Annotated in this window: 24 protein-coding genes; 11 read left to right on the top strand and 13 right to left on the bottom strand. The window is 43.4% G+C overall.

Annotation, left to right across the window (positions count from 1 at the left end; translation table 11 throughout):
• Window positions 1-324 precede the first annotated feature (324 nt).
• Window positions 325-1,347: a gas vesicle protein GvpG gene (locus AAA970_RS14175; protein WP_338237576.1), complete on the bottom strand. Its 1,023-nt coding sequence runs from the start codon at window positions 1,345-1,347 to the stop codon at window positions 325-327.
• A gap of 24 nt (window positions 1,348-1,371) precedes the next feature.
• Window positions 1,372-1,692: a hypothetical protein gene (locus AAA970_RS14170; protein WP_053406560.1), complete on the bottom strand. Its 321-nt coding sequence runs from the start codon at window positions 1,690-1,692 to the stop codon at window positions 1,372-1,374.
• Between the two features lie 191 nt (window positions 1,693-1,883).
• Here AAA970_RS14170 and ccoS point away from each other — a divergent pair, with 191 nt between their 5' ends.
• Window positions 1,884-2,087 (top strand): cbb3-type cytochrome oxidase assembly protein CcoS, encoded by a 204-nt coding sequence (gene ccoS, locus AAA970_RS14165; protein ID WP_338237575.1) that lies wholly within the window; start codon window positions 1,884-1,886, stop codon window positions 2,085-2,087.
• Between the two features lie 171 nt (window positions 2,088-2,258).
• Window positions 2,259-3,191 carry a malate dehydrogenase gene (gene mdh, locus AAA970_RS14160; protein WP_338237574.1) on the top strand — a complete coding sequence of 311 codons (933 nt, stop codon included), beginning with the start codon at window positions 2,259-2,261 and terminating at the stop codon, window positions 3,189-3,191.
• A 326-nt stretch (window positions 3,192-3,517) separates the two neighbouring features.
• Here the strand turns inward: mdh and AAA970_RS14155 are convergent, their stop codons facing one another.
• Window positions 3,518-4,324 (bottom strand): zinc-dependent peptidase, encoded by an 807-nt coding sequence (locus tag AAA970_RS14155; RefSeq protein WP_338237573.1) that lies wholly within the window; start codon window positions 4,322-4,324, stop codon window positions 3,518-3,520.
• A 471-nt stretch (window positions 4,325-4,795) separates the two neighbouring features.
• On the opposite strand from AAA970_RS14155, the gene AAA970_RS14150 reads away from it, so the two are divergent.
• Window positions 4,796-5,860 carry an IS110 family RNA-guided transposase gene (locus tag AAA970_RS14150; protein WP_338237572.1) on the top strand — a complete coding sequence of 355 codons (1,065 nt, stop codon included), beginning with the start codon at window positions 4,796-4,798 and terminating at the stop codon, window positions 5,858-5,860.
• Window positions 5,861-6,530: 670 nt separating this feature from the next.
• On the opposite strand, the gene trxA is transcribed toward AAA970_RS14150, so the two are convergent.
• A complete protein-coding gene (trxA, locus tag AAA970_RS14145) occupies window positions 6,531-6,851 on the bottom strand; it encodes a thioredoxin (protein ID WP_053406563.1) in 321 nt (106 codons plus the stop codon).
• Between the two features lie 506 nt (window positions 6,852-7,357).
• Here trxA and AAA970_RS14140 point away from each other — a divergent pair.
• The 5 genes from AAA970_RS14140 (at window position 7,358) to AAA970_RS14120 (ending at window position 11,670) form a co-directional block, all read left to right on the top strand.
• Window positions 7,358-7,936, top strand: a complete 579-nt coding sequence (locus tag AAA970_RS14140) for an RNA polymerase sigma factor (protein ID WP_053406564.1) — start codon at window positions 7,358-7,360, stop codon at window positions 7,934-7,936.
• Window positions 7,923-8,558 (top strand): hypothetical protein, encoded by a 636-nt coding sequence (locus tag AAA970_RS14135; RefSeq protein ID WP_338237571.1) that lies wholly within the window; start codon window positions 7,923-7,925, stop codon window positions 8,556-8,558. Before AAA970_RS14140 ends, AAA970_RS14135 begins: the two co-directional genes overlap by 14 nt.
• A gap of 17 nt (window positions 8,559-8,575) precedes the next feature.
• Window positions 8,576-9,682: a hypothetical protein gene (locus AAA970_RS14130; RefSeq protein WP_338237570.1), complete on the top strand. Its 1,107-nt coding sequence runs from the start codon at window positions 8,576-8,578 to the stop codon at window positions 9,680-9,682.
• 79 nt (window positions 9,683-9,761) lie between these two features.
• Window positions 9,762-10,646: a LysR family transcriptional regulator gene (locus AAA970_RS14125; protein ID WP_053406567.1), complete on the top strand. Its 885-nt coding sequence runs from the start codon at window positions 9,762-9,764 to the stop codon at window positions 10,644-10,646.
• Between the two features lie 91 nt (window positions 10,647-10,737).
• A complete protein-coding gene (locus tag AAA970_RS14120) occupies window positions 10,738-11,670 on the top strand; it encodes a YeiH family protein (protein ID WP_338237569.1) in 933 nt (310 codons plus the stop codon).
• A gap of 87 nt (window positions 11,671-11,757) precedes the next feature.
• Here AAA970_RS14120 and serS read toward each other — a convergent pair whose 3' ends face one another.
• On the bottom strand, window positions 11,758-13,038 hold the full coding sequence (gene serS / locus AAA970_RS14115; RefSeq protein WP_338237568.1) for a serine--tRNA ligase: 1,281 nt from the start codon (window positions 13,036-13,038) through the stop codon (window positions 11,758-11,760).
• Between the two features lie 419 nt (window positions 13,039-13,457).
• Here serS and rho point away from each other — a divergent pair, with 419 nt between their 5' ends.
• Window positions 13,458-15,479 (top strand): transcription termination factor Rho, encoded by a 2,022-nt coding sequence (gene rho, locus AAA970_RS14110; RefSeq protein ID WP_338237567.1) that lies wholly within the window; start codon window positions 13,458-13,460, stop codon window positions 15,477-15,479.
• A 420-nt stretch (window positions 15,480-15,899) separates the two neighbouring features.
• Here the strand turns inward: rho and gshAB are convergent, their stop codons facing one another.
• The 3 genes from gshAB to AAA970_RS14095 all read right to left on the bottom strand — a co-directional run bounded on the left by gshAB (window position 15,900) and on the right by AAA970_RS14095 (window position 19,957).
• Window positions 15,900-18,197: a bifunctional glutamate--cysteine ligase GshA/glutathione synthetase GshB gene (gene gshAB, locus AAA970_RS14105; protein WP_338237566.1), complete on the bottom strand. Its 2,298-nt coding sequence runs from the start codon at window positions 18,195-18,197 to the stop codon at window positions 15,900-15,902.
• Window positions 18,198-18,201: 4 nt separating this feature from the next.
• Complete coding sequence (locus AAA970_RS14100) at window positions 18,202-19,566, bottom strand: MATE family efflux transporter (protein ID WP_338237565.1); 1,365 nt, start codon at window positions 19,564-19,566, stop codon at window positions 18,202-18,204.
• A gap of 61 nt (window positions 19,567-19,627) precedes the next feature.
• Window positions 19,628-19,957 (bottom strand): ArsR/SmtB family transcription factor, encoded by a 330-nt coding sequence (locus tag AAA970_RS14095; protein WP_053406574.1) that lies wholly within the window; start codon window positions 19,955-19,957, stop codon window positions 19,628-19,630.
• Window positions 19,958-20,215: 258 nt separating this feature from the next.
• On the opposite strand from AAA970_RS14095, the gene AAA970_RS14090 reads away from it, so the two are divergent.
• Window positions 20,216-20,923, top strand: a complete 708-nt coding sequence (locus AAA970_RS14090; RefSeq protein WP_338237564.1) for a DUF2490 domain-containing protein — start codon at window positions 20,216-20,218, stop codon at window positions 20,921-20,923.
• Here AAA970_RS14090 and AAA970_RS14085 read toward each other — a convergent pair.
• From AAA970_RS14085 to panC, 5 genes are all read right to left on the bottom strand, one after another.
• Window positions 20,913-22,151 (bottom strand): alpha/beta hydrolase family protein, encoded by a 1,239-nt coding sequence (locus tag AAA970_RS14085; protein ID WP_338237563.1) that lies wholly within the window; start codon window positions 22,149-22,151, stop codon window positions 20,913-20,915. The genes AAA970_RS14090 and AAA970_RS14085 overlap by 11 nt on opposite strands.
• A 3-nt stretch (window positions 22,152-22,154) precedes the next feature.
• Complete coding sequence (gene rfaE2, locus AAA970_RS14080; protein WP_072159121.1) at window positions 22,155-22,640, bottom strand: D-glycero-beta-D-manno-heptose 1-phosphate adenylyltransferase; 486 nt, start codon at window positions 22,638-22,640, stop codon at window positions 22,155-22,157.
• An 18-nt stretch (window positions 22,641-22,658) separates the two neighbouring features.
• Window positions 22,659-23,699 carry a lysylphosphatidylglycerol synthase transmembrane domain-containing protein gene (locus AAA970_RS14075; protein ID WP_338237562.1) on the bottom strand — a complete coding sequence of 347 codons (1,041 nt, stop codon included), beginning with the start codon at window positions 23,697-23,699 and terminating at the stop codon, window positions 22,659-22,661.
• A gap of 103 nt (window positions 23,700-23,802) precedes the next feature.
• On the bottom strand, window positions 23,803-24,153 hold the full coding sequence (gene panD / locus AAA970_RS14070; protein ID WP_338237561.1) for an aspartate 1-decarboxylase: 351 nt from the start codon (window positions 24,151-24,153) through the stop codon (window positions 23,803-23,805).
• Window positions 24,154-24,354: 201 nt separating this feature from the next.
• Window positions 24,355-25,206: a pantoate--beta-alanine ligase gene (gene panC, locus AAA970_RS14065; RefSeq protein ID WP_053406579.1), complete on the bottom strand. Its 852-nt coding sequence runs from the start codon at window positions 25,204-25,206 to the stop codon at window positions 24,355-24,357.
• Window positions 25,207-25,333: 127 nt separating this feature from the next.
• Here panC and AAA970_RS14060 point away from each other — a divergent pair, with 127 nt between their 5' ends.
• On the top strand, window positions 25,334-26,140 hold the full coding sequence (locus AAA970_RS14060; protein WP_053406580.1) for a glycogen/starch synthase: 807 nt from the start codon (window positions 25,334-25,336) through the stop codon (window positions 26,138-26,140).
• Window positions 26,141-26,154: the final 14 nt, after the last annotated feature.

The raw sequence follows: 26,154 nt of genomic DNA, 5'->3' as shown, positions 1-26,154 counted from the left end.
CAGGCCCGCGCCATCCCTCACTCGAAGTATTGGTGGTAAACCCGGATTTTATGCTTCAATCCTCGTTTAGCTGCAAGGCGGGAAAAATGAAGGAATTTTTACTATTTCATTTTTTTCTAAGGAAGCAGATGAATGAGGAGAAAGCAAGCTTGCCGAAAATTTGGGCTATTAATAATTTAGCAAGAACGACCTTGTCAGGGTGGAAATAAGTTACTTAAGGTGATCTTCTAAATCTAGCGGGAAATAATTCGGGTAAAGGAATTACTGCCCTAGCACAAAAAAGGCCTACTGCGATTTGCAAGAGGCCTTTTTTGACGGTTGATTTTACCAATTTTTAAATGCTAAGACTTCATCGTGATTATCGAGGACTTCATCCTCCGTGAGCCCGAATTCATTGGCCAGTTTTGTCGGAATTTTATCCTCTGTATAATGGGAGTCCCAGTAGAGCTTTTCAAAAGCGTAATACACTTTTTTGGCTTGCTCTGAAGGTACATTGTCAGGGGTCAGGCGCCCTACTTTTTCTTTGATCTCCAGGGCAGGCATTTCTTCATCCGGCGTCCACTCCAGCTGTCCGTAAGTAAAGGGCCCATTAGCATCCCGCTCATCGGCATATGCTAAAATGATCACCTTATTCAGCCCTCTTTGCTCCTGATAGGCTTTTTCCTGAGCCTTTACCAAAGCATCAAATAAAGTGGCTTTCAGGGTGTCATAGCCAATGTTTTGATCCACCATAATGCGGGCTTCCACCTTTCCGGAACCCAGTGGGTTCCACTGTAACAATTGGAAAGTATCGGCCACGCCGTAGGGATTTTCAGCCACCTTTTTATTGGAATAGGTTTTGGTGACCGTGTTGCCATTATGGCTGGAGATGGAGGTGAAGTTATAATTGATATTGTCCCAGGGTTGGGTGGCCACAAAATAGATCAACATGCCCAGTAAAACGATGCCCGCTGCAATCCGGCCCCGAAGGATGTCATTTTTATACTTTTCCTGCAGGCTGTCCGGTAGAGGTCCCTTTACCTTGCTTTGCTCATATTTTTCCTTCAGCTGATGAATACGGTTATCATATTCTTCCTCCGAAATAATGCCGTCATCCTTAAGGCCTTTCAATTCCGAAACCCGGGCCGACATATTTTGTAAGGGGTCCTGAGCAGCTCTTTCTCTTTCAAACTGCATCTCCATTTTGCGCAGTTTTGACTCCCGCAGCAATGCCACTACAAGCAAACCGATGAGTGGGGTGGTAATAAGAGAAAGTAAAAATGCTTTCACCCCTGAGCGGCCTTTAGTGGTAGCGAAATACGCGACCAGAAAACATGCTATTAAATAAAATGCGGTGCTAAATTCCATAGATTAGGTTAGGGTTGATATTTTTTAGTAGCTGGCGTGAAAATAATTTTTTCTCAGCTTCGAAATTTGGTGTTGGTACTCTTGTTCTGATAAAACACCTTCCTGTTTTAGAAATTGCAGGTTTCGGATTTTATCCGTAAGCGATGGCCTTTTACAGCCATGTTCATAATGGTAACGGTTAATTTTTACCGAAAGGCTTTCCTCCAGGAGCAAAACTACGATAAAACCCACTAACGGAGTAAAAATTAAGGACACTAAAAAAGCTTTCAAAGAAGATCTGCCTTTATTTTGAGCGTAAATGGCGACTAACAGGCAAAAGGTTAAGTAGGACAGCGTAGATAGCATAGTCGAAAAATTATATGGTAAAATCTTTCTTCTATAAATCCAAAGCCTGTGCCAAAGCGAGAACAAATGATAAAATCGGCCTCGGGATTGACACAGGGCATTTTTTATTTTAAATTCAGGGAAACAAACATTAAGCCGTTCAGCGTACGGTTGTTCGTACTGTCCGATGGTGAACAGTCAGCTTTTCTTTTATGTCAGTCATCTTTATTCTAATTTTCATCAGTATTCTGGTGGCGATCATTTTCCTTGCCGCCTTTTTCTGGTCGGTGAAATCCGGGCAATATGAAGACACCGTCTCCCCCGGAGTGCGTATCCTTTTTGAGGAAAGGAAATCGGAGGAAAAGCAACCAACACCCCAGGCAGAGGAGCAAGATGCTGATCCATCAAAAAACTAGGGTTATTATTATCTTTTTCCTATTATTGATAACAAAAAAGATAGAAATAATGAGATTATTTAGGGTGAAATGATGATGAAGATCACCCCATCAATTTTTTATAAATGGCCCTCGTTTGATACATTTGTTATAAACGAAAGGACTTATTTTTTAGCTTAAAATAAAAAATCCATGAAAGTAACAGTTGTTGGTGCAGGAGCAGTAGGTGCTTCTTGTGCAGAGTATATCGCAATTAAAGATTTCGCTGATGAAATCGTATTGGTAGACATCAAAGAAGGTTTTGCTGAAGGTAAAGCGATGGATTTGATGCAAACTGCTTCTTTGAACGGTTTCGATTCTACCATCACCGGAACTACCGGCGATTACTCCAAAACTGCAAATAGCGACGTAGCAGTAATTACCTCTGGTATTCCTCGTAAGCCAGGTATGACTCGTGAAGAGTTGATCGGCATTAACGCGGGTATCGTTAAGACTGTTTCTGAGAACTTGATCAAGTACTCTCCAAATGTGATCCTTATTGTGGTTTCCAACCCAATGGATACCATGACTTATTTGGCCGCTAAAGCGACTGGCTTGCCAAAGAATCGTGTGATCGGTATGGGTGGTGCTTTGGATAGCGCTCGTTTCAAGTATCGTTTGGCAGAAGCTATTGACTGTCCACAGTCTGATATTTCTGCGATGGTAATTGGTGGCCACTCTGATGTTGGAATGGTTCCATTGATCGAGAAAGCTACTCGTAACAGTGTACCTGTTGCTGAATTCTTAACAGAAGAAAAAGCAGCTGAAGTAGTGGAAGCTACCAAAGTAGGTGGAGCAACATTGACGAAATTGTTGGGTACTTCTGCCTGGTATGCGCCGGGTGCGGCAGTTTCTGAGTTGGTTCGTGCCATTGCATTGGATTCTAAGAAAATGTTCCCATGTTCTGCCTATTTGGAAGGCGAGTATGGTTTGAATGACATTTGTATCGGTGTACCAGTATTGATTGGTAAGAACGGTATTGAGAAAATCGTAGAAATTGAGCTTTCTGAAGCTGAAAAAGCGAAATTGAATACTTCAGCAGAAGGTGTAAGTAAGACAAATGGTCTTTTGAATGTAGAGGCTTAATATTCGCCAAATATTGATATAAAAAAAGCCGTCCTGATTTTTCGGGACGGCTTTTTTATGGGCTTTATTTTACAGAAGCTAAACTTCATGGCTTTAGTCATCAGATTTTAGCCTGATTCTTCCTGCCTAAATGCTCATTTGGCTGCAAGCTGGGAAGAATGAAGGAATTATTCCTGTTTCGAGTTTTTTCTAACCCAGCAGTTAAATGAGGAGAAAGCAAGATTGCCCAATTTTGGGTTGATTAGAAAATCAGCAAAAATAACCTTAATGCATTGATGGTACATCCTTTGTGATGATCCGATAAATATGGCGGTGAATAATTCGGCTTACGATTGCTCCAGCATACAGGCATTCACCTCTCTGGGATCCTGTTTTAATAATTTGCACATCATATCGTAAAGCTCCGGGGTGTGTGCATAAAACTGATGAGGTCGCTCAAAAAATTCTTCTATCGCACAGGCAAAAAACTCATCGTCATTGGTGCCAGCATAGGGGCGAAAAAACGGATCACTTCCCTCCCGGATTTTATCAATTTGCGCAAAAGCCATGTCCTGATATTTACCATAGACTCTCCATCCTAAATAATGGTATTCATCATTGGCAATGCTGTTCTCCAGACAAAAGGCATGCGCCATTTCATGAAGGCCGGTGTTTCGGCCATCCCCCAGGTCCGCATTTCCACGCTCAAAGTGTTCCCATGACAAAATAATATGCCCGAAAGGGCTCACCTCTCCGGCATGGTACTGTCGGGTAATGCGGGAATAATAGGCCGTGGGATAAATCAGAATTTTCTCAAAATGGGAAAAGTAAATATTGGGGAATCCGAAAGTGAGCTGAATGGCCGATGCGGAAATTTTGATCACCATCTCATCGGTAAGTTCCAGCCCTCTGGGGATGAAGGTCTTGAGGTAAATAAATTGCTCTACCCGTTCTTTAAAATGCACTTTCTGCCCTTCCCGAAGGCAACGATAGTAAGGTACTTCCTGCTTTAGTATCTGAAATTGAGCATCCGATAGTTTGGGAGCGCTCCCCAACCGACCCTTGACCTCGGTTCTTAATTCCCGCAAATTGGGATGATATGCCCAATAAACAGTAAAAGTAATTAGAAAAATGATAAATATGGTGACCAACATAGAATGGAATTGTCTAGATAATAATTAGATTAAAAAGTTAAAATATTGAAGTATAAAAGTAATAAATAAACCCGGATTATTCACCTTAAATCCTCGTTTAGCGGCTGCTGGGTAAGAAAATGAAGGGATTTTTCAGGATTCGACTTTTTTCCGACAAAGCAGTTAGAGAGGGAATGCAAGCTTAGAGTGTGCTATTAAACACGCTCTCATATCTTGACTTCTATAAAGCAGATAACGAAATAATTCAATTTTCATTATATTATAGCTTGTCAGCAAAAAGGAGTAAGAACATACGCTCAAAAGATGGCATTATTGTCAATCTAGCAATTTAGGAAATCCCCTTTTTGCCCAAGCTTTAGAGTTAGAACAGTACCTAAGAACGTGGGAACTTGCCCTCGATTCAGTATCAATCATGAGAAAAGACGATGAAGATTGGTGACAAATTGAGTATTTATTAAATCGTAAAGGACTATGGAAATCAAGTATGTAGCAGGCGTTGATATCGCCAAATCAGATTTTAAGGTCAGCCTGGTTTTAGGTTTCTCGGATCGTGAGCCAAAGGTTTTAGGCAGTAGAAAATTTAAAAATACGGAAAAAGGCTTTGATGAATTAGTTTCGTGGGCTGCTAAGAAATGTAAATTGGATTTGCCTTTAAGCTTTGTCATGGAAGCCACGGGAAATTACCATGAGAAGCTCGCCTGGTACTTAAATCTGAATTCGCACCGTGTGAGTGTTGTACTGGCGAATCGGGCAAAATCCTATATGAAAAGCATCGGGCATAAAACTAAGAATGATAAAATGGACGCCAAAGGTTTGGCCTTCATGGGTGCTTTTCAACATTTGAAAGAATGGGAGCCGATGAGTAAAGGCCTCTACCAGCTAAGGGAACGTACCCGCTTATTGGAAGATTTGCTAAAGGTAGAAACAAGCTTGAAAAATAGAATGGAGCATGCCAAGCACACGATGATCATTGTCGAAGATGCCCAGCAATGCCTGCAAGAGGCGATTGATGCGATAGAAACACAAATTTCTAAGTGCAGAGAGCAGATTAAAGAAGTGGTTCAGAAGGATTCAGAATTAGCCCGAAAAACCGAATTCTTAACTTCCATCAAAGGGATCGGCCCCATCACAGCAGCTACCATAATTGCAGAAACTAACGGATTCTTGTTGTTTGAAAACCTACGGCAACTTACCAGCTATGCAGGATATGATGTTCAGGAAAATCAGTCTGGTCAAAAAGAGGGAAGGACTTCAATCAGTAAAAAGGGAAATTCACACATTAGAAGAATTCTACATATGGCAGCATTGAATGTCGTTAAGCATGAAAAGGGCGCATTTAAAGCGCTTCAGGAACGGATCTATAAAAAGACAAATATCAAAATGAAAGGGTATGTGGCCGTGCAGTCCAAATTATTAAGGATAATGTATACCCTCTGGCACAATGAACAGCCTTATGACAATCAATATCATCGAAATTGTGCCAGGACAGTCGAAGGCGATCCAAGTCAATTGATCGTGGAACAGAAGGTTGCCTAAGGAAAAACGGGAAGTGCCCCCATCTACGGGCGGGCATAGAAGCAATCGGCAATCTTTAACCATTGATCCGATAATCAATCCCTAAGAACAACTATAGGCTTGCCAATAACAATCTTTAGGATTTAACCTGAAGATAATAATAAAAGGGATAATCCCCCTTAAAATGGAAGTAGCTGCCTTAAAAAAAGACAGCTACAGAAGGTAGACGTAAACGCCTCCTTTGAATTTCAAATATATTAAAATAATTCAATTCAAAAAATTGCTTTTTTAGACAGTACCTAAACCAAATTGGGGGCTATTTGAAAATCAGAAAAATCAATCGCTATACGCCGATAATGAGTGAATTATGACGACTACTCAATCTGGCGGTGCCTAATTCGGTAAAGTCTGGACACAAAAAAACCACCCCAAACTGAGGTGGCTCCTTTTAACCCGAATTATTCACCGCTAAATTAAGTAACTCATATTAACTGATTTAATATCAATTCAATAGGTTCGTTTCTGCTGATTTTTTTATAGCCCAAATTTGGGCAAGCTTGCTTTCTCCTCATTCATCTACTTCGTTGGAAAAAACTCGAAATAGGAAACTATTCCTTCATTTTTCCCGCCTTGCAGCTAAATGAGGATTGAAGCATGAATAATCCGGGTTAAATTTTTGTCGAAGTCTGAATTACAGTTGAGCGTCCAATTTCGCTGCCAAAGCAGTTTTTGCGGCTACACCCACTTGCTTGTCTACTACTTCACCATTCTTGAATACCAACAAAGTTGGGATAGAACGAATACCGAACTGCGCAGGAGTTACTTGGTTAGCATCTACATCCATTTTTGCGATCACTGCTTTTCCTTCGTACTCACCAGCTAACTCTTCTACAACAGGACCAATCATTTTACATGGTCCACACCACTCTGCCCAAAAATCTACCAATACTGGCTGATCACCACTGATGATTTCCTGAAAGTTTGCGTCGGTAATTTCTAATGCTTTACCCATAGTTTTATGATTAATTAGGTTAGAACTTAAATTCCTTATCTTGAAATCAATTCCTAAAATTGTACACAAATATATCAATTTTAGTTGCTGATTATAATGCTTTCCTACCTTCTATTACACAAACTGTTCCATAGCAGACAGTCGGTCGATATGTCATATTGTTCTATTTCAATACTTTGTAAAGAAAATATTCGCAACCTTAGACAGAAAGCGATGTCATTTTTGACAGTCCAAATATTGCCAAAAAGGCTGTAAAATTAAAGGTGCTACGGATACTCTTTCCTAATGCGGATATAAGTAGCTTTTATGATATTCTGATTATTTTATGGATAGGAGCAGGAGTGAAAATGAAAATAGAAAAAAAAGCAAACTTAAGGGCTTGTTAGTCAGTCACTTTTTTTCTTACCACAAAAAATTCCATTAAATTTTTTGTGGCCATGCAACCTCTTCCCGAAATGCTGCATCAAGCTAGTGAACCACCTTTTAAATATGACTGAAATTTACTGATGTTTTTTCGCCTATCACCAAAATCTGATCAAGAGCGGATGCTCGACGGTTGCCGTAAAGGTGATCAGCTGCAGCAGCGCAAGCTCTATGAACAGTCGGCGCCAAAAATGCTGTCAGTATGTCGGCGATATATTGCCGATGAAATGGAGGCGGAATCCGTCATGGTGCAGGCATTTTTAAAAGTGTTTCAAAAAATAGACTCCTTCAAGGGAGAGGGAGATCTCGAAGCGTGGATACGGAAAATCATGGTGAACGAATCATTGATGTATTTGCGGAAAAATAAGCATTTGCAATTATTCGTGGAGGTGGAAGAAGTTCATCAATACGAATGGGTGGAAGGGGCGGACGCCAATCTGCATGCGGAGGCATTACTCCAAATGATTCAGGAGCTGCCCAGTGGCTACCGGACGGTGTTTAACCTTTATGCGATTGAAGGGTATTCCCATCAGGAAATTGCTGAGCAGTTGAATATCAGTGTCAATACCTCGAAATCACAGCTCAGCAGAGCCAGAGCCATGTTGCAAAAAAAGTGTAAATCAACAGATCACCATCAAATAAGGGAAAATGGAAGCTTTTGACCGTCAATTCAGGGAGAAACTATCCCAGCATAAAAGTGTTCCCTCGCCGGATGCATGGGAGCAAATAGCCGGCCAGCTGCCCCAGCAGAAAAAACGGGCTTTTGCCTACTGGCAGGTAGCGGCAGCAGTGCTGTTGTTGTTCGGTTTTTTTGCCACCGGGTATTTTTATGGAGATTTGCTTTCTCCTGTTCCGAAATCACCGCTGGCGGTGGAGGAACATCAACCAGTGGAGCAAGTAAAAGAGGAAGTGGCGGATCAGTTGCCGGTGGCAGATATTGAACCTGTGACGGTGGTTCAAAGAAGCTCTAGCCCGGTGCAAATGCTTTCTACTAAAGGGAAATCATTTACTTCGGAACCCAAAGCCTTACCTCAGATAAATATTGAAAAGGTGGAAATACCGGTATTTTTTGAAATTCCAGAGGAAGCCGCTCCCTTGTTAGCGGAGGCGGAGGAGGAAAAGCCGGTGCGCCCCAAAAGAAAGATAGAGGTGACCATCACCTATGTCCCTAATGAGCAAACCACCATGGAAAAGGTAAAGGGTTTTATTGAATCCGGTACGGAAAAAATGGTGGAGGAACCTAAACTTTTAGCAAGACAATTTTCCAGAATAAGAACAAAATAATTGAAACCTATACAGTCATGAATCAGATGCTACACGCGATTTGCACGTGGATGGCCATACTTTTGCCTTCACTGCTTTGGGCTGCCGCCCCTATTAACGACGACGGAAGAGATACCCTTCGGATACAGACCAATGTTGGGGCGAATATTATGATTGAAGCCACCGACAAAGAGGCTTTGATGGAACTAAAAGCGCTGGATATTAATAAAATTCTGGAAGACATGGAGATGGTAACCGACTCGGTGGGGAATTCCAAAATTGTGATCAAAAAATCAGATGATACCTACATCAGAGAAGCAGAGCGGGAGATTTCTTTTGATACTCCCCTAGAGGACCATTCCGACAATGCCTTTCGTCAGCGTGCAAGAAAATACAACTCCTCCGGGGAATATTTGAGTGATGAGGATACAGAAGGAGATAAACAGTATGGAATGAAATATGACTCCGATGAAGGCATGGAGGTGTATTGGGGAAATAAATACAAGTCCAGCTTTAAAAAGAGCAGAAGAAGATCTTCCGGTTATTTTGGAATGGATTTTGGGGTGAATAATTGGTTGGAAAACGGCCGTTCTCCCTCCGGAAATGCCCCTTATAATGTTCGTCCGTGGGGTTCCTGGTATGTCTCTTTAGGTGGAGGGTATTTATTAATGCTTTCCAACCACTTTGGGTTTGATATGGGCGGTGACGTCAGCTGGTACAATTTCAAATTCCAGGATGATGATGTCCGCTTGGTGAAGGGGGAAGACCGTTTAATATTTGACATGGCGGACCCTTCCATAAATTCCATCAAATCTAAACTTACCGTTCCCTATGTGAATGTAAAATTGGTGCCGACCTTTAAGATCGGACCAAAACACAGGGGGATGACCATCGGAGCCGGTGCTTATGCGGGTTACAGAATAGGCGGTTATACCAAAGTGAAACAAAAGATTGATGGTTCTACTCATAAGCCTAAAAATCATTCTGATTTCTATTTGAATAATTTCCGATATGGTGTCCGCTTTCAGCTTGGATGGGAGGAAGTACAATTCTATGCGAATTATGATCTGAATCCGATCTTCCAAACAGATCACGCACCGGAATTAAACGCCTTCTCTTTAGGCATGACCTTCCAGATATTTTAATCTGAAAAATAATCATAGTCAAAAAAGTCATACCGCTGGTAGGGCTTTTTTTTTATCTTGACGGGAATAATTCAGTACTATGTTTGATTTTCGTTTGAGAGTTTTTGAGCGCGTAGCGCGTCTGGAAAGTTTTACGGCTGCCGCTCAGGCCCTTTTTATCAGTCAGCCCGCAGTTTCTAAGCACATCAAAGCTTTGGAAGACCATTGGGCTACCACCCTTTTTGAACGGCAGGGGAATAAGGTGAAATTAACAGAAGCCGGAAGCTTGCTGCTACAACATGTTTTGGAGCTTTTAGACAAACATCAGCAACTGGAATTTGAGATGCAGGCACTAAAGGGTGACTTTTCTGGCCGCCTAAGGATAGGCGCTAGTACCACGCTGGCGCAATATGTTTTACCGGCATATTTATCCCAATTTAAAGCCCGCCATCAGGGAGTTCAGATTTCATTAGAAAGTGGCAATACTCAGGAGGTAGAGCAGTGGGTGCGATCCGGAGAGGTGGACCTGGGTTTTACGGAAGGAGATAGTTTTCATTATGGGGTGAAATATGAGCCATGGAAAAAGGATGAATTGGTCTTGGTTTGCCGGAAAAAGAGCCAGTGGAAGAAACGCTGGGAAGCAGATGGGCTGGAGGTTTTGAAAGAGATGCCATTGGTGCTGCGGGAATCAGGCTCCGGTACCCTGGAGGTGCTGGAGCATTGTCTGCATCAAAAAGGGTACAAGCTTTCGGCTTTGAATATCCAAATGCAATTGGGGAGTACAGAATCTATCAAAACCTATCTTGCGCAGTCAGACGTGTGTGCCTTTTTACCCAAATTTAGCATTCAGCGGGAGTTGGAAGAAAGCCTGGAACTGATTGATGAGCAGGAATGGTTAATTCAGCGGCCATTTTATATCATCAGTCATGATCAAAAGGATATTTCGGGCTTAGGGAAGCGATTTTTGAAAAGCCTAAAGTCATAACTTTGGGTTATTAATCATCACTGATTAGAATAACTTCACATCATTCATCAGTGGCATCTTTGTGCTGTAGAACTTCAAAAACAGAATAAAGATGCAAGGAATCGCAATACCTCAACAACCCGATTTCAAAAAGATGATTTGGTGGGTCGCCGGAATTTTCTGCCTGATGCCCTTTTGTTCTCCTTTTATCGCCCTGATCATTGGAGTGATTTTATCCAATTTTCTTTTCACTGATTATCAGCAACAAGCCCATAAATGGACCAAAATATTGCTGAACTTTGCTATAGTGGGCATGGGATTCGGCATGTCTTTTCAAGAAGCCTGGGCCGTAGGCGCTGAAGGTTTTGGCATTACCGCCTTGACCATTGCGGTAGTTTTGGGATTGGGTGCTTTATTGACCAAATGGCTCAAAATTGATAAAGAATCCGGACTTTTGATCTCCTTCGGCACTGCCATATGTGGAGGAAGTGCCATTGCTGCTGCGGGAGCTACCCTAAATGCCAAAGAGGAAAATATGTCTGTAGCCCTGGGAACGGTATTTTTATTCAATGCGCTCGCATTGGTGGTGTTTCCTTTTATCGGGCATTTATTGCAGATGCCATCAGAAGCGTTCGGTTGGTGGGCCGCCATGGCCATTCATGACACCTCTTCAGTGGTAGGCGCAGCCGGGACTTACGGTGGAAAAGCATTGGAAATTGCCACCACCGTGAAATTGGCCAGAGCCTTGTGGATTGTGCCACTTTGTGCAGCGCTGGGTTGGTGGAAAAAAAGTGGTCAGAAATTACCCATTCCTACTTTTCTGATTGCCTTCATCGCCGTTATTCTACTTCACCCTTACTTGCCTGGCGTAGAGCAATGGGGCGGTCATGTGACGAGCATTTCTAAAAGATTGATGACTTTGGCTTTGTTCTGGGTGGGTACTGGCTTGCACTTTTCTACCTTAAAGAAGGTGGGCTTGCGGGCATTCGCGATGGGGCTGATCCTTTGGATTGTGGTAGGAACCCTGGCTTTGTACCTTATTTAATGCATCCTTATTTGAACGGTTCTCCGGCCAATAAAAAAGCCCGCCCTCATTACGAAGGCGGGCTTTTGGCATATTCAAACGAAATGCTTATTTCGTAATCTTATCAAAACCAACATAAGGAACCAATACCTCAGGAATATTGATGCCGTCAGGGGTTTGGTTGTTTTCCAAAATAGTCGCTACAATACGCGGTAAAGCCAAAGCCGAACCGTTCAGTGTATGCAACAATTGCGTTTTCTTCTCTCCTTCCGGACGGTAACGCAACTTCAGGCGGTTCGCCTGATAAGTCAGGAAGTTGGAGATGGAAGAAACTTCCAGCCACTGGTCTTGACCACCCGAGTATACTTCCATATCATAGGTGATGTGAGAAGTGAAGCTTAAATCACCACCGCAAAGTCTTAGCACACGTACCGGCAAGCCTAATTTTTTCAAAAGGCGCTCCACATGTTCTACCATGCCATCCAATGCAGCCATGGAATCTTCCGGCTTAGCAATTTGAACAATCTCCACCTTGTCAAACTGATGCAGGCGGTTCAGGCCACGAACATGTGCCCCCCAGGAACCCGCCTCACGACGGAAACATGGCGTAAAACCTGCATTTTTGATCGGAAGATCCTTCTCATTAATGATCGTGTCACGGTACATATTGGTGATCGGCACCTCAGCGGTTGGAATCAAATAGTAATCATGGCCCGTCAATTGGTACATCTGCCCTTCTTTATCTGGCAACTGTCCAGTCGCAATTCCGGAAGCCTCGTTTACCACAATCGGAGGTAATACTTCAGAATACCCCGCCTTCTCTGCTTCATCTAAAAAGAAGTTGATCAATCCGCGTTGCAGGCGGGCACCTTTTCCTTTGTAAACAGGGAATCCGGCACCGGTCAGCTTATTACCCAATTCGAAATCGATGATATCGTATTCCTTGATCAGATCCCAGTGTGGCTTTTTGTCATCACTCAGGACTGGCTTTTCCCCAAATTCGCGGATTACCTCATTGTCCTCATCACTCTTTCCTTCCGGTACAGAAGGGTGCGGAATGTTGGGAATGGTGTACAATAACTGCTGTAATTCCTCCTCAACGGATGACAGTTTTTCCTGCAACTTCTTCGATTCCTCCTTCAATACCGCAGTTTTGGCTTTGACCTGTTCCGCCTCTTCCTTTTTCCCCTCGCGCATCAACATACCGATTTGCTTGGAAATGGAATTGGATTCTGCCGAAACATCATCATTTGCCTGCTGGGTGGCACGACGCTCCGCATCTAGCGTCAGTACTTTTTCTACTACTTCCTCAGGATTGGGAAAATTTTTGACCTTCAGGCCAGCAATTAACGCCTCCTTGTTTTCCTTAAATTCATTGATTTGTAACATGTTGCAGGAAAATATATTTGTTAATGTTATGCACTGCTAACAGGTGAATTCACCTGTGGGGGCTTTATTTCGCCCGTTTTTGTCACTTATTCCCCATTGGGGAAATGTTGGCTGCTAAGTTAAAAAAAACCAATTTGATTCCCTTTAAGTTGGGAAGCTTTTCAGCCAATAAAAAAACGATTGAATATAAATACTTTTCTGAATGAAACCTTCACAAATTGCATCGGTTTATTCAAGTGAGACTTGACATTTCTAATGGTTTAATTTATACTTGCGTATCTAAACATCAATTAGGAACCTCTCCTAAGTCTCAATTGGAATATTCTATTTCATTGAAATCATTACTTTTTCATTTTATCCTCTTATTTACACTAAAAGAGAAAGCCCTCGCACGATAGTGCATTATATATTACTATTCTATGTACAATATTGAAGAACTGAGTGTCAAGCTCCTGTCTGAATTAAAGGAGATTGCCGAAGAGTTGGGAGTAACCAAATATAAAAGCCTTCCTAAAAAAGAGTTGATCTACAAAATCCTCGATCAACAAGCGGTACTTCCCGAAGATCAATTGCAGAAGTTGGTAGCCAGTAAAAAGGCTGCTGAAGTTGCAGCGCCTGCTCCTGAAGCAGAAGCAAAACCTAAAACGGAAAAGAAGGAGCGCGCTCCAAGAAAAGCCCGTGAAACTAATAAAGAAAAAGCACCTAAAGCTGATAAGAAAGAAGCGGCTGCTAAACCAAAGCCTGAACGTGAAACCAAACTCCCTAAACGCGAAAGCGTAAAGGCGGTTGCCCCTGTTGAGCAAACAGAGGAAAAGGAGCGTAAGGAAGAGCGTCCGAAACGTCAGCGCAAAGAGCGTACAGAACGCAATGAGCAGCGTCAGGACCGTCCTGAAAAAGCGGGACGTCAGGAGCGTCCAGAGCGCCAGGAACGTTCTGAGCGTCCGGAAAGAAAAGAAAGAGAGCGTAAGCCGCGTCAGCAAAAAGAGCAGGACAGCAATGAAGATTTGCTGGAATTGTTCACTGAGGCAGTAACATCGGGTAAAATTCCTGAGCCAGCTCAACCATCAAGTACTGAAGAAAAACCTGCTGTGACAGAAGAAAATAAAGAGGAGAAAGTAGCTGCAGAAGCTGCTGCTCCAGTGGAGGCTGCTACTAAGGATGAGCCTGTAGCCATTCCTCCAAGAAACAGAGAAGCTGCCCCTGAGGCCTCGTCGGAAGATCAGGAACAGCAGCGTCCGGAGCGTCGTGAGCGTGAAGACCGCCGCGATGATCGTCGTGACGACCGCATGAACCGCCGTCAGATCCAGAGCACCATTAAGGAATTTGAAGGCATCGTAGAGAGCGAAGGCGTATTGGAAATTATGCAGGACGGTTATGGTTTCTTGCGTTCTTCTGATTACAATTATTTGGCTTCTCCGGATGATATCTACGTTTCTCCATCTCAAATCAAGCTTTTTGGTTTGAAAACCGGAGATACCGTATGCGGATCTATCCGTCCTCCAAAAGAAGGAGAAAAGTATTTTGCGCTTTTACGTGTCGAAACAGTTAACGGAAAAACTACCGAAGAAATTCGTGACCGTGTGCCTTTCGAGCATTTGACGCCACTTTTCCCTCAGGAGAAATTGAATTTGACTGATGCTTCCAATAAATATTCTACCCGTGTACTAGACTTGTTTGCCCCTATCGGTAAAGGTCAGCGTGGTATGATCGTGGCACAGCCAAAAACCGGTAAAACGGTATTGTTGAAAGATGTTGCGAACTCCATCGCTAAAAACCACCCTGAGGTTTATCTGATTATCTTGTTGATCGATGAGCGTCCTGAGGAGGTAACCGATATGGCACGTTCCGTTCGTGCAGAAGTAGTTTCTTCTACCTTCGATGAGCAGGCAGAACGTCACGTAAAGGTTTCCAATATGGTATTGGAGAAATCCAAGCGTATGGTAGAGTGTGGTCACGATGTAGTAATTCTTTTGGATTCTATCACTCGTCTGGCACGTGCACACAACACCGTAGTACCTTCCTCTGGTAAAATCCTTTCTGGTGGTGTGGATGCGAATGCATTGCACAAGCCTAAGCGTTTTTTCGGAGCGGCTCGTAATGTAGAAAATGGTGGTTCTTTGACCATTATCGCTACAGCATTGACCGAAACCGGTTCTAAGATGGATGAGGTAATCTTTGAAGAATTCAAAGGTACTGGTAATATGGAATTACAGCTGGATCGCAAATTGGCGAACCGTCGTATTTACCCTGCTATCGATATTTTGGCTTCCGGTACGCGCCGTGAAGATCTGTTGAACGATCGTGAGACCCTACAGAAAATCTGGTTGTTGCGTAAGCACGGCCTGTCTGATATGAACTCTCAGGAAGCAATGGAGTGGATGTTAGAAAAAATGCGTGGTACCAAAGACAATGAGGAATTCTTGTTGTCGATGAATGGTTAATCGCGAATAATATAAAATGAAAATCCCCTGTATCTTTTTTGATGCAGGGGATTTTTTTATGCTTTGACTTTGGGGCATCAGCTCGCCCAGGCTCGCTGTCGGGCTTTCGGCAGTCGCTTTTTTTGCGAGCCGCTACGCTTTTAGGCTGCAAAAAAGAGCTCCAACAATGCCTCTATCCCTTTGCCGGGGGTGGTGTTTCAATTTAAGCCGAATTATTCACCGCTGAATATATTGATGTAATCCCAATGTCTTTTTATTAAGCAGTAAGGGGTGTTTTCGTTGATTTTTAATAGCCCAAATTGGGCTAAGCTTGCTTTCTCCTCATTCATCTGCTTCGTTGAAAAAATTTGAAATTGGAGACTATTCCTTCCTTTTTCTCGCCTTGCAGCTAAACGAGGATTTTAGCATGCATAATTCGGCTTAGAACCCCAAAATATCCATCATCTTCGCATTCAACCTTCTGTTCTTTCCACGGAACGGATGACAATGAATATGAATCGCCGGATTGAAGTTCATTTCAATAATGGAATAATTGTCTGCCGTTGCCGGTTGATCAATTTCCTGTATCATCATGTCCAGCCCGGTGATTTTTACCCCCAACGCTTTGGCAGCTTCAACCGCTATTTTTTTATAGGAAGGATGAATATCATCCGTGAAATCCAGGCTGTCTCCACCGGTGGAAATATTGGAATTTTCCCTCAAATAAACCGTCTCCCCATCAGCCGGAATGCTGTCGAAATTCAGTCCTTGCGTTTCCAAAAACATACGTTCCGGAGCTTCCAGCTTGATTTTCTCCAAAGGTGTTCGATAGCCGACCCCTCTGAGTGGATCCTGATTTTTCTTTTCCACCAATTCCCGAATAGTTGAACTGCCGTCTCCTTTTACATTGGCCGGAACGCGATGCAAAATACCCACCACTTCTTCCCCAATGATGAAGATCCGGAATTCCCGACCTGCAATAAAAGGTTCGATCAGAATACTGTTATCCTCACGAAAAGCCATTTCCACTGCTTCATGGAAGAGCTTTTTGCTGGTATTTTCTTTCAGAATACTGATGCCTAAACCGAAATTAGTGGTCTTCGGCTTGATCACGATGGCCTTACCTTCAAATTGCATAAAGCTCGCCTTGGCCTTATCGGGATGGTCAAAATCTGCCCCCATCGGCACCTGAATCTCCGCCTGATGCAAAACATGCTTGGTGACAATCTTATTTTCCATCATCAAAACGCCGCTATAGGTATCCAGAGAAGTTTTGGTGGCCTGTTGCACAAACTCCGTTTTGTCTCCTTTGGAGAATTGTACGAAATTAGCGGCACGATCCAGAATCTCAAATTTTACCCCTCGCCTAATTGCCTCCCGAAGCATTAGTTGCGTCGACAGCTCCATATCTTCCAAACCGGAAAATCGATAGCCCTTGGCTAAGCCTTCCGCCTTGAATTTTTCTGCCAACTCCATATGATAAGCGATGTACCCTTTTTCGTGCACCCCTTTTCTCACGACTTCTGTTGGGCCTTTTTTGGGATTATTGGCCAAACTTTTAAAGTATTGCAGCGCCTTTCGATAAACCTCATAGCTTTCATGAGCAGGGATTAAAGTGGCCAATTCTTCCAGCCAATTCAGCACTTTTTCTTTTTTGCTAAAGCCTTCTTCGGGTTTGCGGTCTTCCCAAATGTCGGCATGGGCACCACAGCAAGCCACTTTGTACTGATTATAATAGGCCACTCTTTGATCCTGACGATTAAAGGCTGAATCTTTTTCATCAGAAAGCAGGGCCCAAAGGAAATACAAATGGTACAAATAAAGTGCAGCTTCATTAATGCCTTGCGGGCTCAGGGGATCTAAATCCAGCAAGCGGATTTCCATATGCGTAATCTTTCCGCTTGTATCTTTTTTGATGCGGAAAGGCAGATAGAGCTCCTTTTCCTGCAGGATTTTCTTTTCACTCACCAGGCTGTCTACCGATTTTTTAAAGTTGTCCCAATTGCTGTAGTCCAGGTAGAATTCCTCCTTATTGCGATATCCACTAATGCTGGCACGGATCGAATGTGTGAAGCGGTGCGTGCGAGTATCTTGGCCAATTTCCGGTAATTCCCAATTGGACATATCGAAAGAAGTATGCACCACGGGGCTGTTGCCGGTTAGCATGAGCGGCATCCAGCGGTTTTTCATCATGATGCGTAAAGCCTTCAGATAAAGCTCTTGCTCAAAATCTGCTGAATTTAGCTCGCCGCTTTTTTGATACAAATGTTGAATTAGCAGCGGATCTGGGCTTACATTGAAATGAATGCCTGAAATCAGCTGCTTTTTCCTCCCATAGGTATGGGCCAGATGCGAACGGTAATCCTCATGGTCTTTACCTAATTCCCCAAAGTTGGCCATGGGAACCTCGCCATCTTCTGTGGGCAGGGCAGGTGGCATGGAAGATGGCCATAGGATTTCTTCTCCAATGTTTTCATTGACCACCTCATGAATGGTTTTCATAAATCCCGCAGCTTCTGCAATGGAGGGTAGCGGTGGGGTGATCATTTCCAGCTGACTTTCGGAAAAATCTACCGTCACATAAGGGTGCTTGAGCTTATCACCAAAATCTTCCGGATGAGGAGAACAAGCAATTTTCCCTTCCTTCGTCACCCTCAGATTTTCTTTTTCCAGACCGAATTTTCCTTCCAGTAGAAAAACCTGTGCCTCTTGCTGATCGATATTATTGGTCTTTTTCATAGGGCTAAATATTTAGAGGGGCCAGCAGCTGGTCCTTTTTTTTCATTTTATAAAGGGTGATACAAAAAAGTGCGGGTAGCAGTAATCCTTTGGCGATACTGCTGATGCTAACGGCCCACCAAACGCCTTGTGCCCCCATGGCCAATTGGTGGGCCATGAAAAGCGCCAAGGGGATGCGCAATCCGGTAAAGCAAATGCTGACCATCGGCGGGACATGGGTTTTCCCGATGCCATTATAGGAGCCCATGGTAAGCATTTCGATGCACATAAAAAGTTGACTGGCACCGAGAATGAAAAGGTAATCTGTTCCCATGGCAATGCTTTCCGGTTCATGGACAAATAGGCGGATCATTTGTTCCGGAAATAGCCAGAACAAGCTGGTAATGCTGATGCCTACCAGCAGTGCAATTTTCAGCCCTTGTTTATAAGTGTTGGGAATTTGACTTATCCTTTTTGCGCCAAAATGGTGACCAATCCGGATGGTCATGGCCTGTGACATTCCGGCCATGGTCATATAACTCAGGGCTTCCAGTTCCAGGCCTATTTTCTGGACGGCGATGGCAGTAGCGCCCCATTCGGCCAAAATCTTTGCCATGATAATTTGAATGCCCACGAAGATAATCCGCTGAAAACCCACCGGACTACCCAATTTCAAAATATCGGTTAAGTGTCTGAGATCCGGGGCACTTTTGGCAAACTGAATATCTTTTTGTTGCCTGAAAAGGATCAGAAAACGCAGAAAGACGATCAACCGGGCTAAAAGCGTAGCAAAAGCAGCTCCTTCAACGCTCAAATTCAAGCCCCAAATGAACAAGGGGTCAAGCATAATATTCACTACCATTCCCAGCGCGCCAGCCCTGAAGGAAACCGCCGTTTTACCATGGGCATTAAATATGGCTGTAAAGAGAAAGTTCAGAAATTGTAGTACTACACTCCCTCCGATAATGAAGAGGTAATGTGCTGCCATGGATTCTACTTCCGGATCATTTAAATCAAAAAAAGCAATGAGCGGCTTTCTTCCAGTCCACAGGAAAATGGTGTAAAGGAAACCAAGGACTAAGGTGAACCAGGTAGCGGAGGTGATAAACTGACTGATGATGTCGCGCTTGCCAGCACCAGCAAATTGGGCAACTTTTACGCTGACCCCCGTCAATACAATGGAAAAGAGGGCGGCGCCAAGGTTGAGGAAAAAGCCAGCGGTTCCAACGGCAGCCACTGCATCACTCCCTACTCTTCCCAACCACAACATATCGGTCAGGTTATAGGCCATTTGCAATAGGTTACCTCCGATTATTGGAAGTGCCAGCAGGATTAATTGTCTACTTTCTTTTGAAAGGCCCCACCAAGGGTTATTATTTAATGGCTGCATTATCTATCGTTAATTGACGATGAATTTGGGTAAAATCTATGATCACAACAAGCTGCTCCCTTTAGAGCACTTCTGCAGTTTTTCCCCCCTTGGGAAATACCAGTTGCTGAAGTTCTTCCCATTCCTTCCATACTTCCTTATTCAGGCAATAAAACATTTTGGGCGGGTGTGCACTGGCGCATATCAAGCCTGCATTCTTCAGTTCTTTTAAGTGCTGGCTGACCGTCGACTGTGAAAGTGGAAGTTGGTCCACAAAATCACCACAGATGCATTCATCTGCTGCTGCCAAAGTTTGTAAAATGGCCACCCTGGCCGGATGGGCCAATGCCTTTGCCAGTTCGGCCAGCCTTTGCTGCTTTGAATTGAAGTGATTCGTTTTATCTTTATTCATGGATTAATCGTTTATCGCAAATATACGATTAATATCAATATCCATACCATTTCGAGAATATGATTTTTTTCATACCACATGTCGGGAGGAATGCCGTAATTCGATCAATTTTGAACATCAGAATGACTGAAATTGACAAGGCTGAAATTAAGGCTTTGCACCATTTTTTCTTGTTTCGTAGTAATTTTAAAGGAAAAGGGATTGATTTTAAGGGAGATAAAAAGACTCGGTTTTACTCATCGGATTGGGGCTAAACAGATGCATCTATTTGCATTGGGGATTTTTATGTCCTTTTTTGTCAGTCAAAGCGCTTCGGCTCAGGATGGGCAGTTCTGGGGCGAGTTTCGTCCGGGCTATATGTGGAATGATAAGTGGGTAGGGCAACTTGGGGTGGGATACCGGCAATTTTATGGCTCGCAAGAATGGCACCGGTATTATGTTCATCCCATGGTACGCTATAATGTAAGTAAGCGATGGAATATCAGGGCCGGTTTGAATACTATTTATAACACTTATCAAAAGGAACAGAACCATCTGGAAATTCGCCCCTACTTAGGAGTCGGATTAAAATGGCCCATTATTGAATGGATGGATGTAAACCATTATGCGCGGGTGGAAGAACGTATCAGTCGGTATTCAGAGGAGGCGGCGACTGAGTTGGTGACGCGTGGACGCTATAAGGTGGATACCCGTATTCCGCTTTGGCGGATTTCTAAGGAAAATCTTTATTTCCTGATGGCTTATGGGGAGCTATTCTTTAATATGGGGGGAGAAGCAGATGAAGTTTTCAGGAACCGGAATCGTTTTGGTGCGGGTATAGGTATGGTCTCCAAAAGCAAATGGTCCTATACCCTGCTGTTCAATTATCAGAAAACCAGACAGGCCACCGATGGTGAGTTTGACCGACATGATTTTTTTACACAAATCCGGATTGCCTATACCTGGAAGAAAAAAACTAAGGAGTAGGCTTGTAAGACTGGGTATTCAGAGCATCCAGATACTGGAAAAAATAGTCCATAACACCGGAAAGGTGCCCTTTTCCCGCTAATGGAATGTACCGTACGTTTCCACCGGATTGCTGCATTTCCCGAAAAGCATTTTCGCTGTTGAGGGTAGGAACCAAACCGTCATGGGTTCCATGGAAAAGGTAAACAGGGGCCGCTGGCTGCCAGTAAATAGGGCTGTTGTCTTTTGAAACTTTAAAGAAAGGATGCGTTTCAGGGGCTGCATTCATAGTGACTAAAAATTCCTTATTCAATAGCTTTTCAGGCTTTTTCTGGCCGGAAAGGAAAAACCAGGGACGGAAGTACTTACGGTAAGATTTCGCCTTTTGAGCGTAAATTTCCCTGATGGGGTAATCGTATCCCTCCGCTACAGCCCAGGCACTCCACATATAAATGGCGGCTACCGGTGTTCGTGCTTTTTCCTGTTGACAAAACCATTGTACGGTTCCGGAAAAGTCATGAGGGCCAGCATAAAAATATCCGCCCTGTATTTGGTATTGCCTGGGGTATCGGGTCTCTAATATCTGCTGACTCGCTAATCCTATGGCGGCTCCTTCAGATATTCCGCTCAAATATACTTTTTTTGGGGCTTTGGCATTTGCTTCCGAATAAGCCAATAACATATCCACCGAATTTTGGGCGTTAATTTTATTCAGGGTATATGGGTGTTCGGTGTGCTTGCTGGTATTGTAGCCCACGTAATCCGGCATCAGGACGGTGAAGCCGTTGGATGCCAGCGTGGCTCCAACGGATAATTCCTGTGTGAAATGATCTTTTTGACTATTAGATATTTCGCTTGCGGATGGGGCGAGTTTTTGGGCCGCCGGATAGATGGTGCCATGGTGATGCAGGATGACGCCTTTGCTTTCTCCGGCAGGTTGCAATAATAATCCGGAGAGGAGGATTGCTTTGCCCTGGTAATTGCTGGTGTAGTGAATTTCTTGCAGGGAGACGGTTTGGGGGAAATGCAGGGCCATTTTTTGAATGTCCTCAAATGCTTTCATGTCCTTTAAAGTGGTATCCACTTTGGATAAGATTTTAAGGGCAGATGGCTTGAACATACCATATTCACGGGCCTGCATGTATTGCGCATCCATCTCCCCTATAGTTCGTTGTTCTGTTATTTTCTGGGCATTTGCCAGAGAAATGAAAAAATAAGCGAAAAACAAGAGAGAGAAATGCCACTTCATGGATTATCCGAATTTTTTGATTTTATCGATGATATTGGTGGTAGAGAAGCCATCCACAAGGTCTACGGTTTCTACACTTCCGCCGTTTTCCAAAACGAAAGGGGCGCCTACAATATTTTCCACCGAATAATCGTTTCCTTTCACTAGGATGTCCGGCTTCACCGTTTCGATTAATTTCAGAGGGGTTTGCTCTCCGAAAAGAATGACATTGTCCACAAAAGCCAAAGCCGCCAACATGCGGGCGCGGGAATATTCATTATTGATCGGACGTTCGGGGCCTTTCAATTTTTGGACGGAGGCATCAGTGTTGAGTCCAATCACTAATCGATCTCCCTTTTGGCGGGATTTTTCCAGATAATCGATATGGCCCAAATGAAGGATATCAAAACAGCCGTTAGAAAAGACAATTTTTTCGCCTTTCTGGCGGTAGGCGTCCATGGTTTGATCAATGTCTGACCAGGAAATGATTTTATCTGCAGTAGTTTTCATCTTGAAATTAATGATTACCTATTGTGGTTTTACTAAAGGTGCTTTTTGTTGATCGACTTTTTGGTCCTTGCCGAAAAGGATGAGAGAGATGGCCAGGGAAATTCCCCCCACTATCAACAGCATAATTGTTTGAGAAGTGTGCAATACCGTAGCGAAGAAAACCCCATCGGTTAACGGAAGTCCGTAAAGCGCCAAAGTTCGGGAAACAATCCAGTGATAGGCGCCAATGCCCCCCTGTACAGGGGCGGCCATTCCCAGTCCTCCCATTACAAAAAGGGTCAGGCCAATTCTGGGGCCAAAATGTGCAGTCTCCGGCCAGGCGAAAAAGATAACAAAGGACATGGTAAAGTACATGGCCCAGATCACAATGGTGGAAAGCACAAAACCCCATTTGTTCTCTATGGAACGAAAACTCAAAAGCCCTTTAGCCAATTGCTCTAAAAAGGACTCTATCTTCACGAAAAAAGCGTTTTTGCGTAGCCAGGCCCTTTTAAACCTCCATAGGTATACCATTCCGGCCATTCCCAATAATCCCAGCGCAAGCATGACGGAAACCAAAGGTAATAGGGACAGGCTTTGACCAAATTTTTCAGAGATCAGATCCGACAGGAATTGAAAGAGTACTTCAAACTCCAGTAAGAGCACTAAAGCCACGCTCACCAATAATATAATGAAATCAAAAAGGCGCTCAGCAACCACGCTCCCTACTCCGGTGGATAAGGGAACCTTATCGGATTTGGCCAGTATGGCACAGCGCGCTACTTCTCCGGCTCTGGGAATAATCAGATTAGCAAAATAGCCCACCATTACCGCCAGAAAGGTTCTCCAGACGCTCAGGTGCTGATACCCTAGGGGCTTCAGCAGTAAGTTCCAGCGGTAAGCCCTTGCCCAGTGGCTTATCAGCGCCATCGCAAAAGATACGTATATCCATCCGTAGGTCAGGTCTTCAGCCCTTGCCTGAAAGTCGCTAAAATCCATGTCCCGAAAGACATAATACAAAAGCCCTAAAGCGAGGCTGAGGGAGAGGATGTATTGGGCGATTTGTTTTAATTGCTTCATGGTCGGGGGGAAAAGAAAAAAGTTCAGCTCTTCAGCACAATGGCCACAAAGCTGAACTTTTTAATAAAAACTGTGGAACCCATAGCGGGCTTGCTAAAAATTTTTAAGCGATACGATTGTCACCGTCAGGGAAAACAATCGATGGCTTGAATCCTTTTTTGGCTTCTTCAAAATCCATTGAGCCATAAGAGATAATGATGATGATATCTCCTACCTGAACACGACGGGCGGCAGGTCCGTTCAAACACACCATTCCACTACCTCTTTCACCAGCGATGGTATAAGTCTCAATTCGTTCGCCATTATTAACATTAACGATTTGAACTTTCTCCCCTTCCAGGATGTTGGCTGCGTCCAAAAGATCAGCATCGATGGTGATACTACCTACATAATGTAATTCAGCCTGCGTAACTTTTACGCGATGGATTTTCGATTTTACTACCTCAATATTCATTTTCTTTCCAAAAGAAGCATCTCCTTATAAGATGAATGTGATTTTGGGGGTTATCAATCTTCAAATTTGAGTGATAACCAACTCAATCGCAAGTTTGTGATTTTATGTAACTATCCCTAATAAAAATTAACTTTCCTTAGGACGATAGCAGTCCGGAAAAACCGTTTTCTGCTCTCTTGCGATTGCCATTATCTTGCTATCTTAAATATTAAAAGATCGATTGTCGATCAATCTTACTCCCTCCAAGAATGCTGCCACACAAACGGTTATGCGCTGTCCTAATTTAAGTTTTTCCACTTTTTCCAAGGTGTGGGCATCCACCATCTCCATATACTCTACTTCCATTTCGGGATGCTTTGCCATTACATTCTCAAAAGCCATGCGTGCTTTTTCCAAAGAACCCTGCCGACGAAGCGTTTGAGCTGTGCTCATCAGCGCCTGATTGATGGCCGGAGCAATTTCATTTTTGGCGTGCTCTGATAATCGGCGGTTACGGGAGCTTCTGGCCAGCCCATTGGCTTCCCGACTGATCGGGCAACCCACTATTTCAATGGGAATGTTTAAATCGGTCACCATTTTTTTAATGATGGCCAGTTGTTGGAAATCTTTTTCCCCAAAATAAGCGCGGGTGGGTTGTACGATATTGAATAATTTATTCACCACCAGGCCTACCCCGCTGAAGTGTCCCGGGCGGAATTTACCCTCCATCACACTGTCCAGTGGATGGAAATTAAAGCCGAGGGGATTTTCTCCCGGGTACATCGTTTTGGCATCCGGCGCAAAAATATAGTCACATTTGGCCGCTTCCAATAAAGCGATATCCCCCTCTAGTGTACGGGGATATTTTTCCAGGTCCTCGGCATTATTAAATTGTGTTGGGTTGACAAATATGCTGCAAACCGTAACGTCATTGTCCTTAACGGACTGTTCAATTAAAGAAATATGCCCTTCATGTAAGGCGCCCATTGTGGGGACAAATCCAATGGATTGACCCTCAAGGCGAACAGTTTGCAGGCTTTTTCTGATGTCAGAAATGGTATTAATTACTTGCATGTATCCTGATATGATCCTTCGATTCAAACCCTAAATCTATGATTTTAACCTAAATAAATTGAGAATCGAGGAAAATTTCGTAATTTTGTATTCCCCTTTGTTTGATTAATCTTATTCAATAACAGTTATGTCAAAACTTCGAATTCTATACGTAGCTACGGAAATTAACCCATTTCTCCAAACTTCGCAAGTAGCGGACTTTGTTCGCAAGCTCCCACAGGAAATGCAGGAGCGTGGAATGGAGATTCGGATTATGGTGCCGCGTTTCGGATTGATCAACGAACGCAAGAATCGACTACATGAGGTAGTTCGTCTATCAGGAATTAATATTGCCGTTGGCGAGGAGGAAAAGCCTTTAGTCATCAAGGTGGCTTCTATTCCGAATGCACGCCTTCAGGTATATTTCATCGATAACGAGGATTATTTCCAGCGTAAATCTGTATTTGTTGATAAGGAAAATAATTTGCACGCCGATAACGATGAGCGTGCGATCTTCTTTTGTAAAGGAGTAATCGAAACCGTGAAGAAATTAGGCTGGGAGCCGGACGTTGTTCACTGCAACGACTGGATGACCGGTTTGATTCCAATGTATTTGAAAACTTCCTACAAGAACGATCCGATTTTCAAAAATGCGAAATCGGTTTTCACAATTTACAATAATCACTTGCCTCAGAAGTTTTCGGAGGATATCTTCGAGAAAATTAAGATGATTGATATCGAGGACGAGATGTTGACGCCAATGTCAACCGACTTCGAAGGATTCATCAAGATGGGTGTTGAGTATGCTGATGCAGTTGTGAAAGCTGAAGAGGAGCAATACAATGATTCATTAAAAGGACTTTTTGATTCATTGGCTCACAAGCAAATTGACTCCGTCGTTGAGGATGATTATTTAGATAAATACTATAATATTTATAATGAGCTTGTTGGGTAACAAAACCTTCCAAC

Origin of the sequence: Persicobacter diffluens (assembly GCF_036244895.1) — a bacterium.
Taxonomy (GTDB): domain Bacteria; phylum Bacteroidota; class Bacteroidia; order Cytophagales; family Cyclobacteriaceae; genus Persicobacter; species Persicobacter diffluens.
This window is presented reverse-complemented; position numbering and strand designations above follow the sequence as displayed.

Excerpts from the sequence above, each read along its gene's own strand:
- AAA970_RS14150 (WP_338237572.1), top strand. The coding sequence starts at position 4,796 with ATGGAAATCAAGTATGTAGCAGGCGTTGATATCGCCAAATCAGATTTT.
- AAA970_RS14140 (WP_053406564.1), top strand. The coding sequence starts at position 7,358 with ATGTTTTTTCGCCTATCACCAAAATCTGATCAAGAGCGGATGCTCGAC.
- AAA970_RS14155 (WP_338237573.1), bottom strand. The coding sequence starts at position 4,324 with ATGTTGGTCACCATATTTATCATTTTTCTAATTACTTTTACTGTTTAT.
- rho (WP_338237567.1), top strand. The coding sequence starts at position 13,458 with ATGTACAATATTGAAGAACTGAGTGTCAAGCTCCTGTCTGAATTAAAG.
- AAA970_RS14060 (WP_053406580.1), top strand. The coding sequence starts at position 25,334 with ATGTCAAAACTTCGAATTCTATACGTAGCTACGGAAATTAACCCATTT.
- AAA970_RS14130 (WP_338237570.1), top strand. The coding sequence starts at position 8,576 with ATGAATCAGATGCTACACGCGATTTGCACGTGGATGGCCATACTTTTG.
- gshAB (WP_338237566.1), bottom strand. The coding sequence starts at position 18,197 with ATGAAAAAGACCAATAATATCGATCAGCAAGAGGCACAGGTTTTTCTA.
- AAA970_RS14125 (WP_053406567.1), top strand. The coding sequence starts at position 9,762 with ATGTTTGATTTTCGTTTGAGAGTTTTTGAGCGCGTAGCGCGTCTGGAA.
- panC (WP_053406579.1), bottom strand. The coding sequence starts at position 25,206 with ATGCAAGTAATTAATACCATTTCTGACATCAGAAAAAGCCTGCAAACT.
- AAA970_RS14090 (WP_338237564.1), top strand. The coding sequence starts at position 20,216 with ATGCATCTATTTGCATTGGGGATTTTTATGTCCTTTTTTGTCAGTCAA.
- trxA (WP_053406563.1), bottom strand. The coding sequence starts at position 6,851 with ATGGGTAAAGCATTAGAAATTACCGACGCAAACTTTCAGGAAATCATC.
- AAA970_RS14075 (WP_338237562.1), bottom strand. The coding sequence starts at position 23,699 with ATGAAGCAATTAAAACAAATCGCCCAATACATCCTCTCCCTCAGCCTC.
- AAA970_RS14135 (WP_338237571.1), top strand. The coding sequence starts at position 7,923 with ATGGAAGCTTTTGACCGTCAATTCAGGGAGAAACTATCCCAGCATAAA.
- AAA970_RS14095 (WP_053406574.1), bottom strand. The coding sequence starts at position 19,957 with ATGAATAAAGATAAAACGAATCACTTCAATTCAAAGCAGCAAAGGCTG.
- AAA970_RS14120 (WP_338237569.1), top strand. The coding sequence starts at position 10,738 with ATGCAAGGAATCGCAATACCTCAACAACCCGATTTCAAAAAGATGATT.
- serS (WP_338237568.1), bottom strand. The coding sequence starts at position 13,038 with ATGTTACAAATCAATGAATTTAAGGAAAACAAGGAGGCGTTAATTGCT.
- AAA970_RS14175 (WP_338237576.1), bottom strand. The coding sequence starts at position 1,347 with ATGGAATTTAGCACCGCATTTTATTTAATAGCATGTTTTCTGGTCGCG.
- mdh (WP_338237574.1), top strand. The coding sequence starts at position 2,259 with ATGAAAGTAACAGTTGTTGGTGCAGGAGCAGTAGGTGCTTCTTGTGCA.
- ccoS (WP_338237575.1), top strand. The coding sequence starts at position 1,884 with ATGTCAGTCATCTTTATTCTAATTTTCATCAGTATTCTGGTGGCGATC.
- panD (WP_338237561.1), bottom strand. The coding sequence starts at position 24,153 with ATGAATATTGAGGTAGTAAAATCGAAAATCCATCGCGTAAAAGTTACG.
- rfaE2 (WP_072159121.1), bottom strand. The coding sequence starts at position 22,640 with ATGAAAACTACTGCAGATAAAATCATTTCCTGGTCAGACATTGATCAA.
- AAA970_RS14170 (WP_053406560.1), bottom strand. The coding sequence starts at position 1,692 with ATGCTATCTACGCTGTCCTACTTAACCTTTTGCCTGTTAGTCGCCATT.
- AAA970_RS14085 (WP_338237563.1), bottom strand. The coding sequence starts at position 22,151 with ATGAAGTGGCATTTCTCTCTCTTGTTTTTCGCTTATTTTTTCATTTCT.
- AAA970_RS14100 (WP_338237565.1), bottom strand. The coding sequence starts at position 19,566 with ATGCAGCCATTAAATAATAACCCTTGGTGGGGCCTTTCAAAAGAAAGT.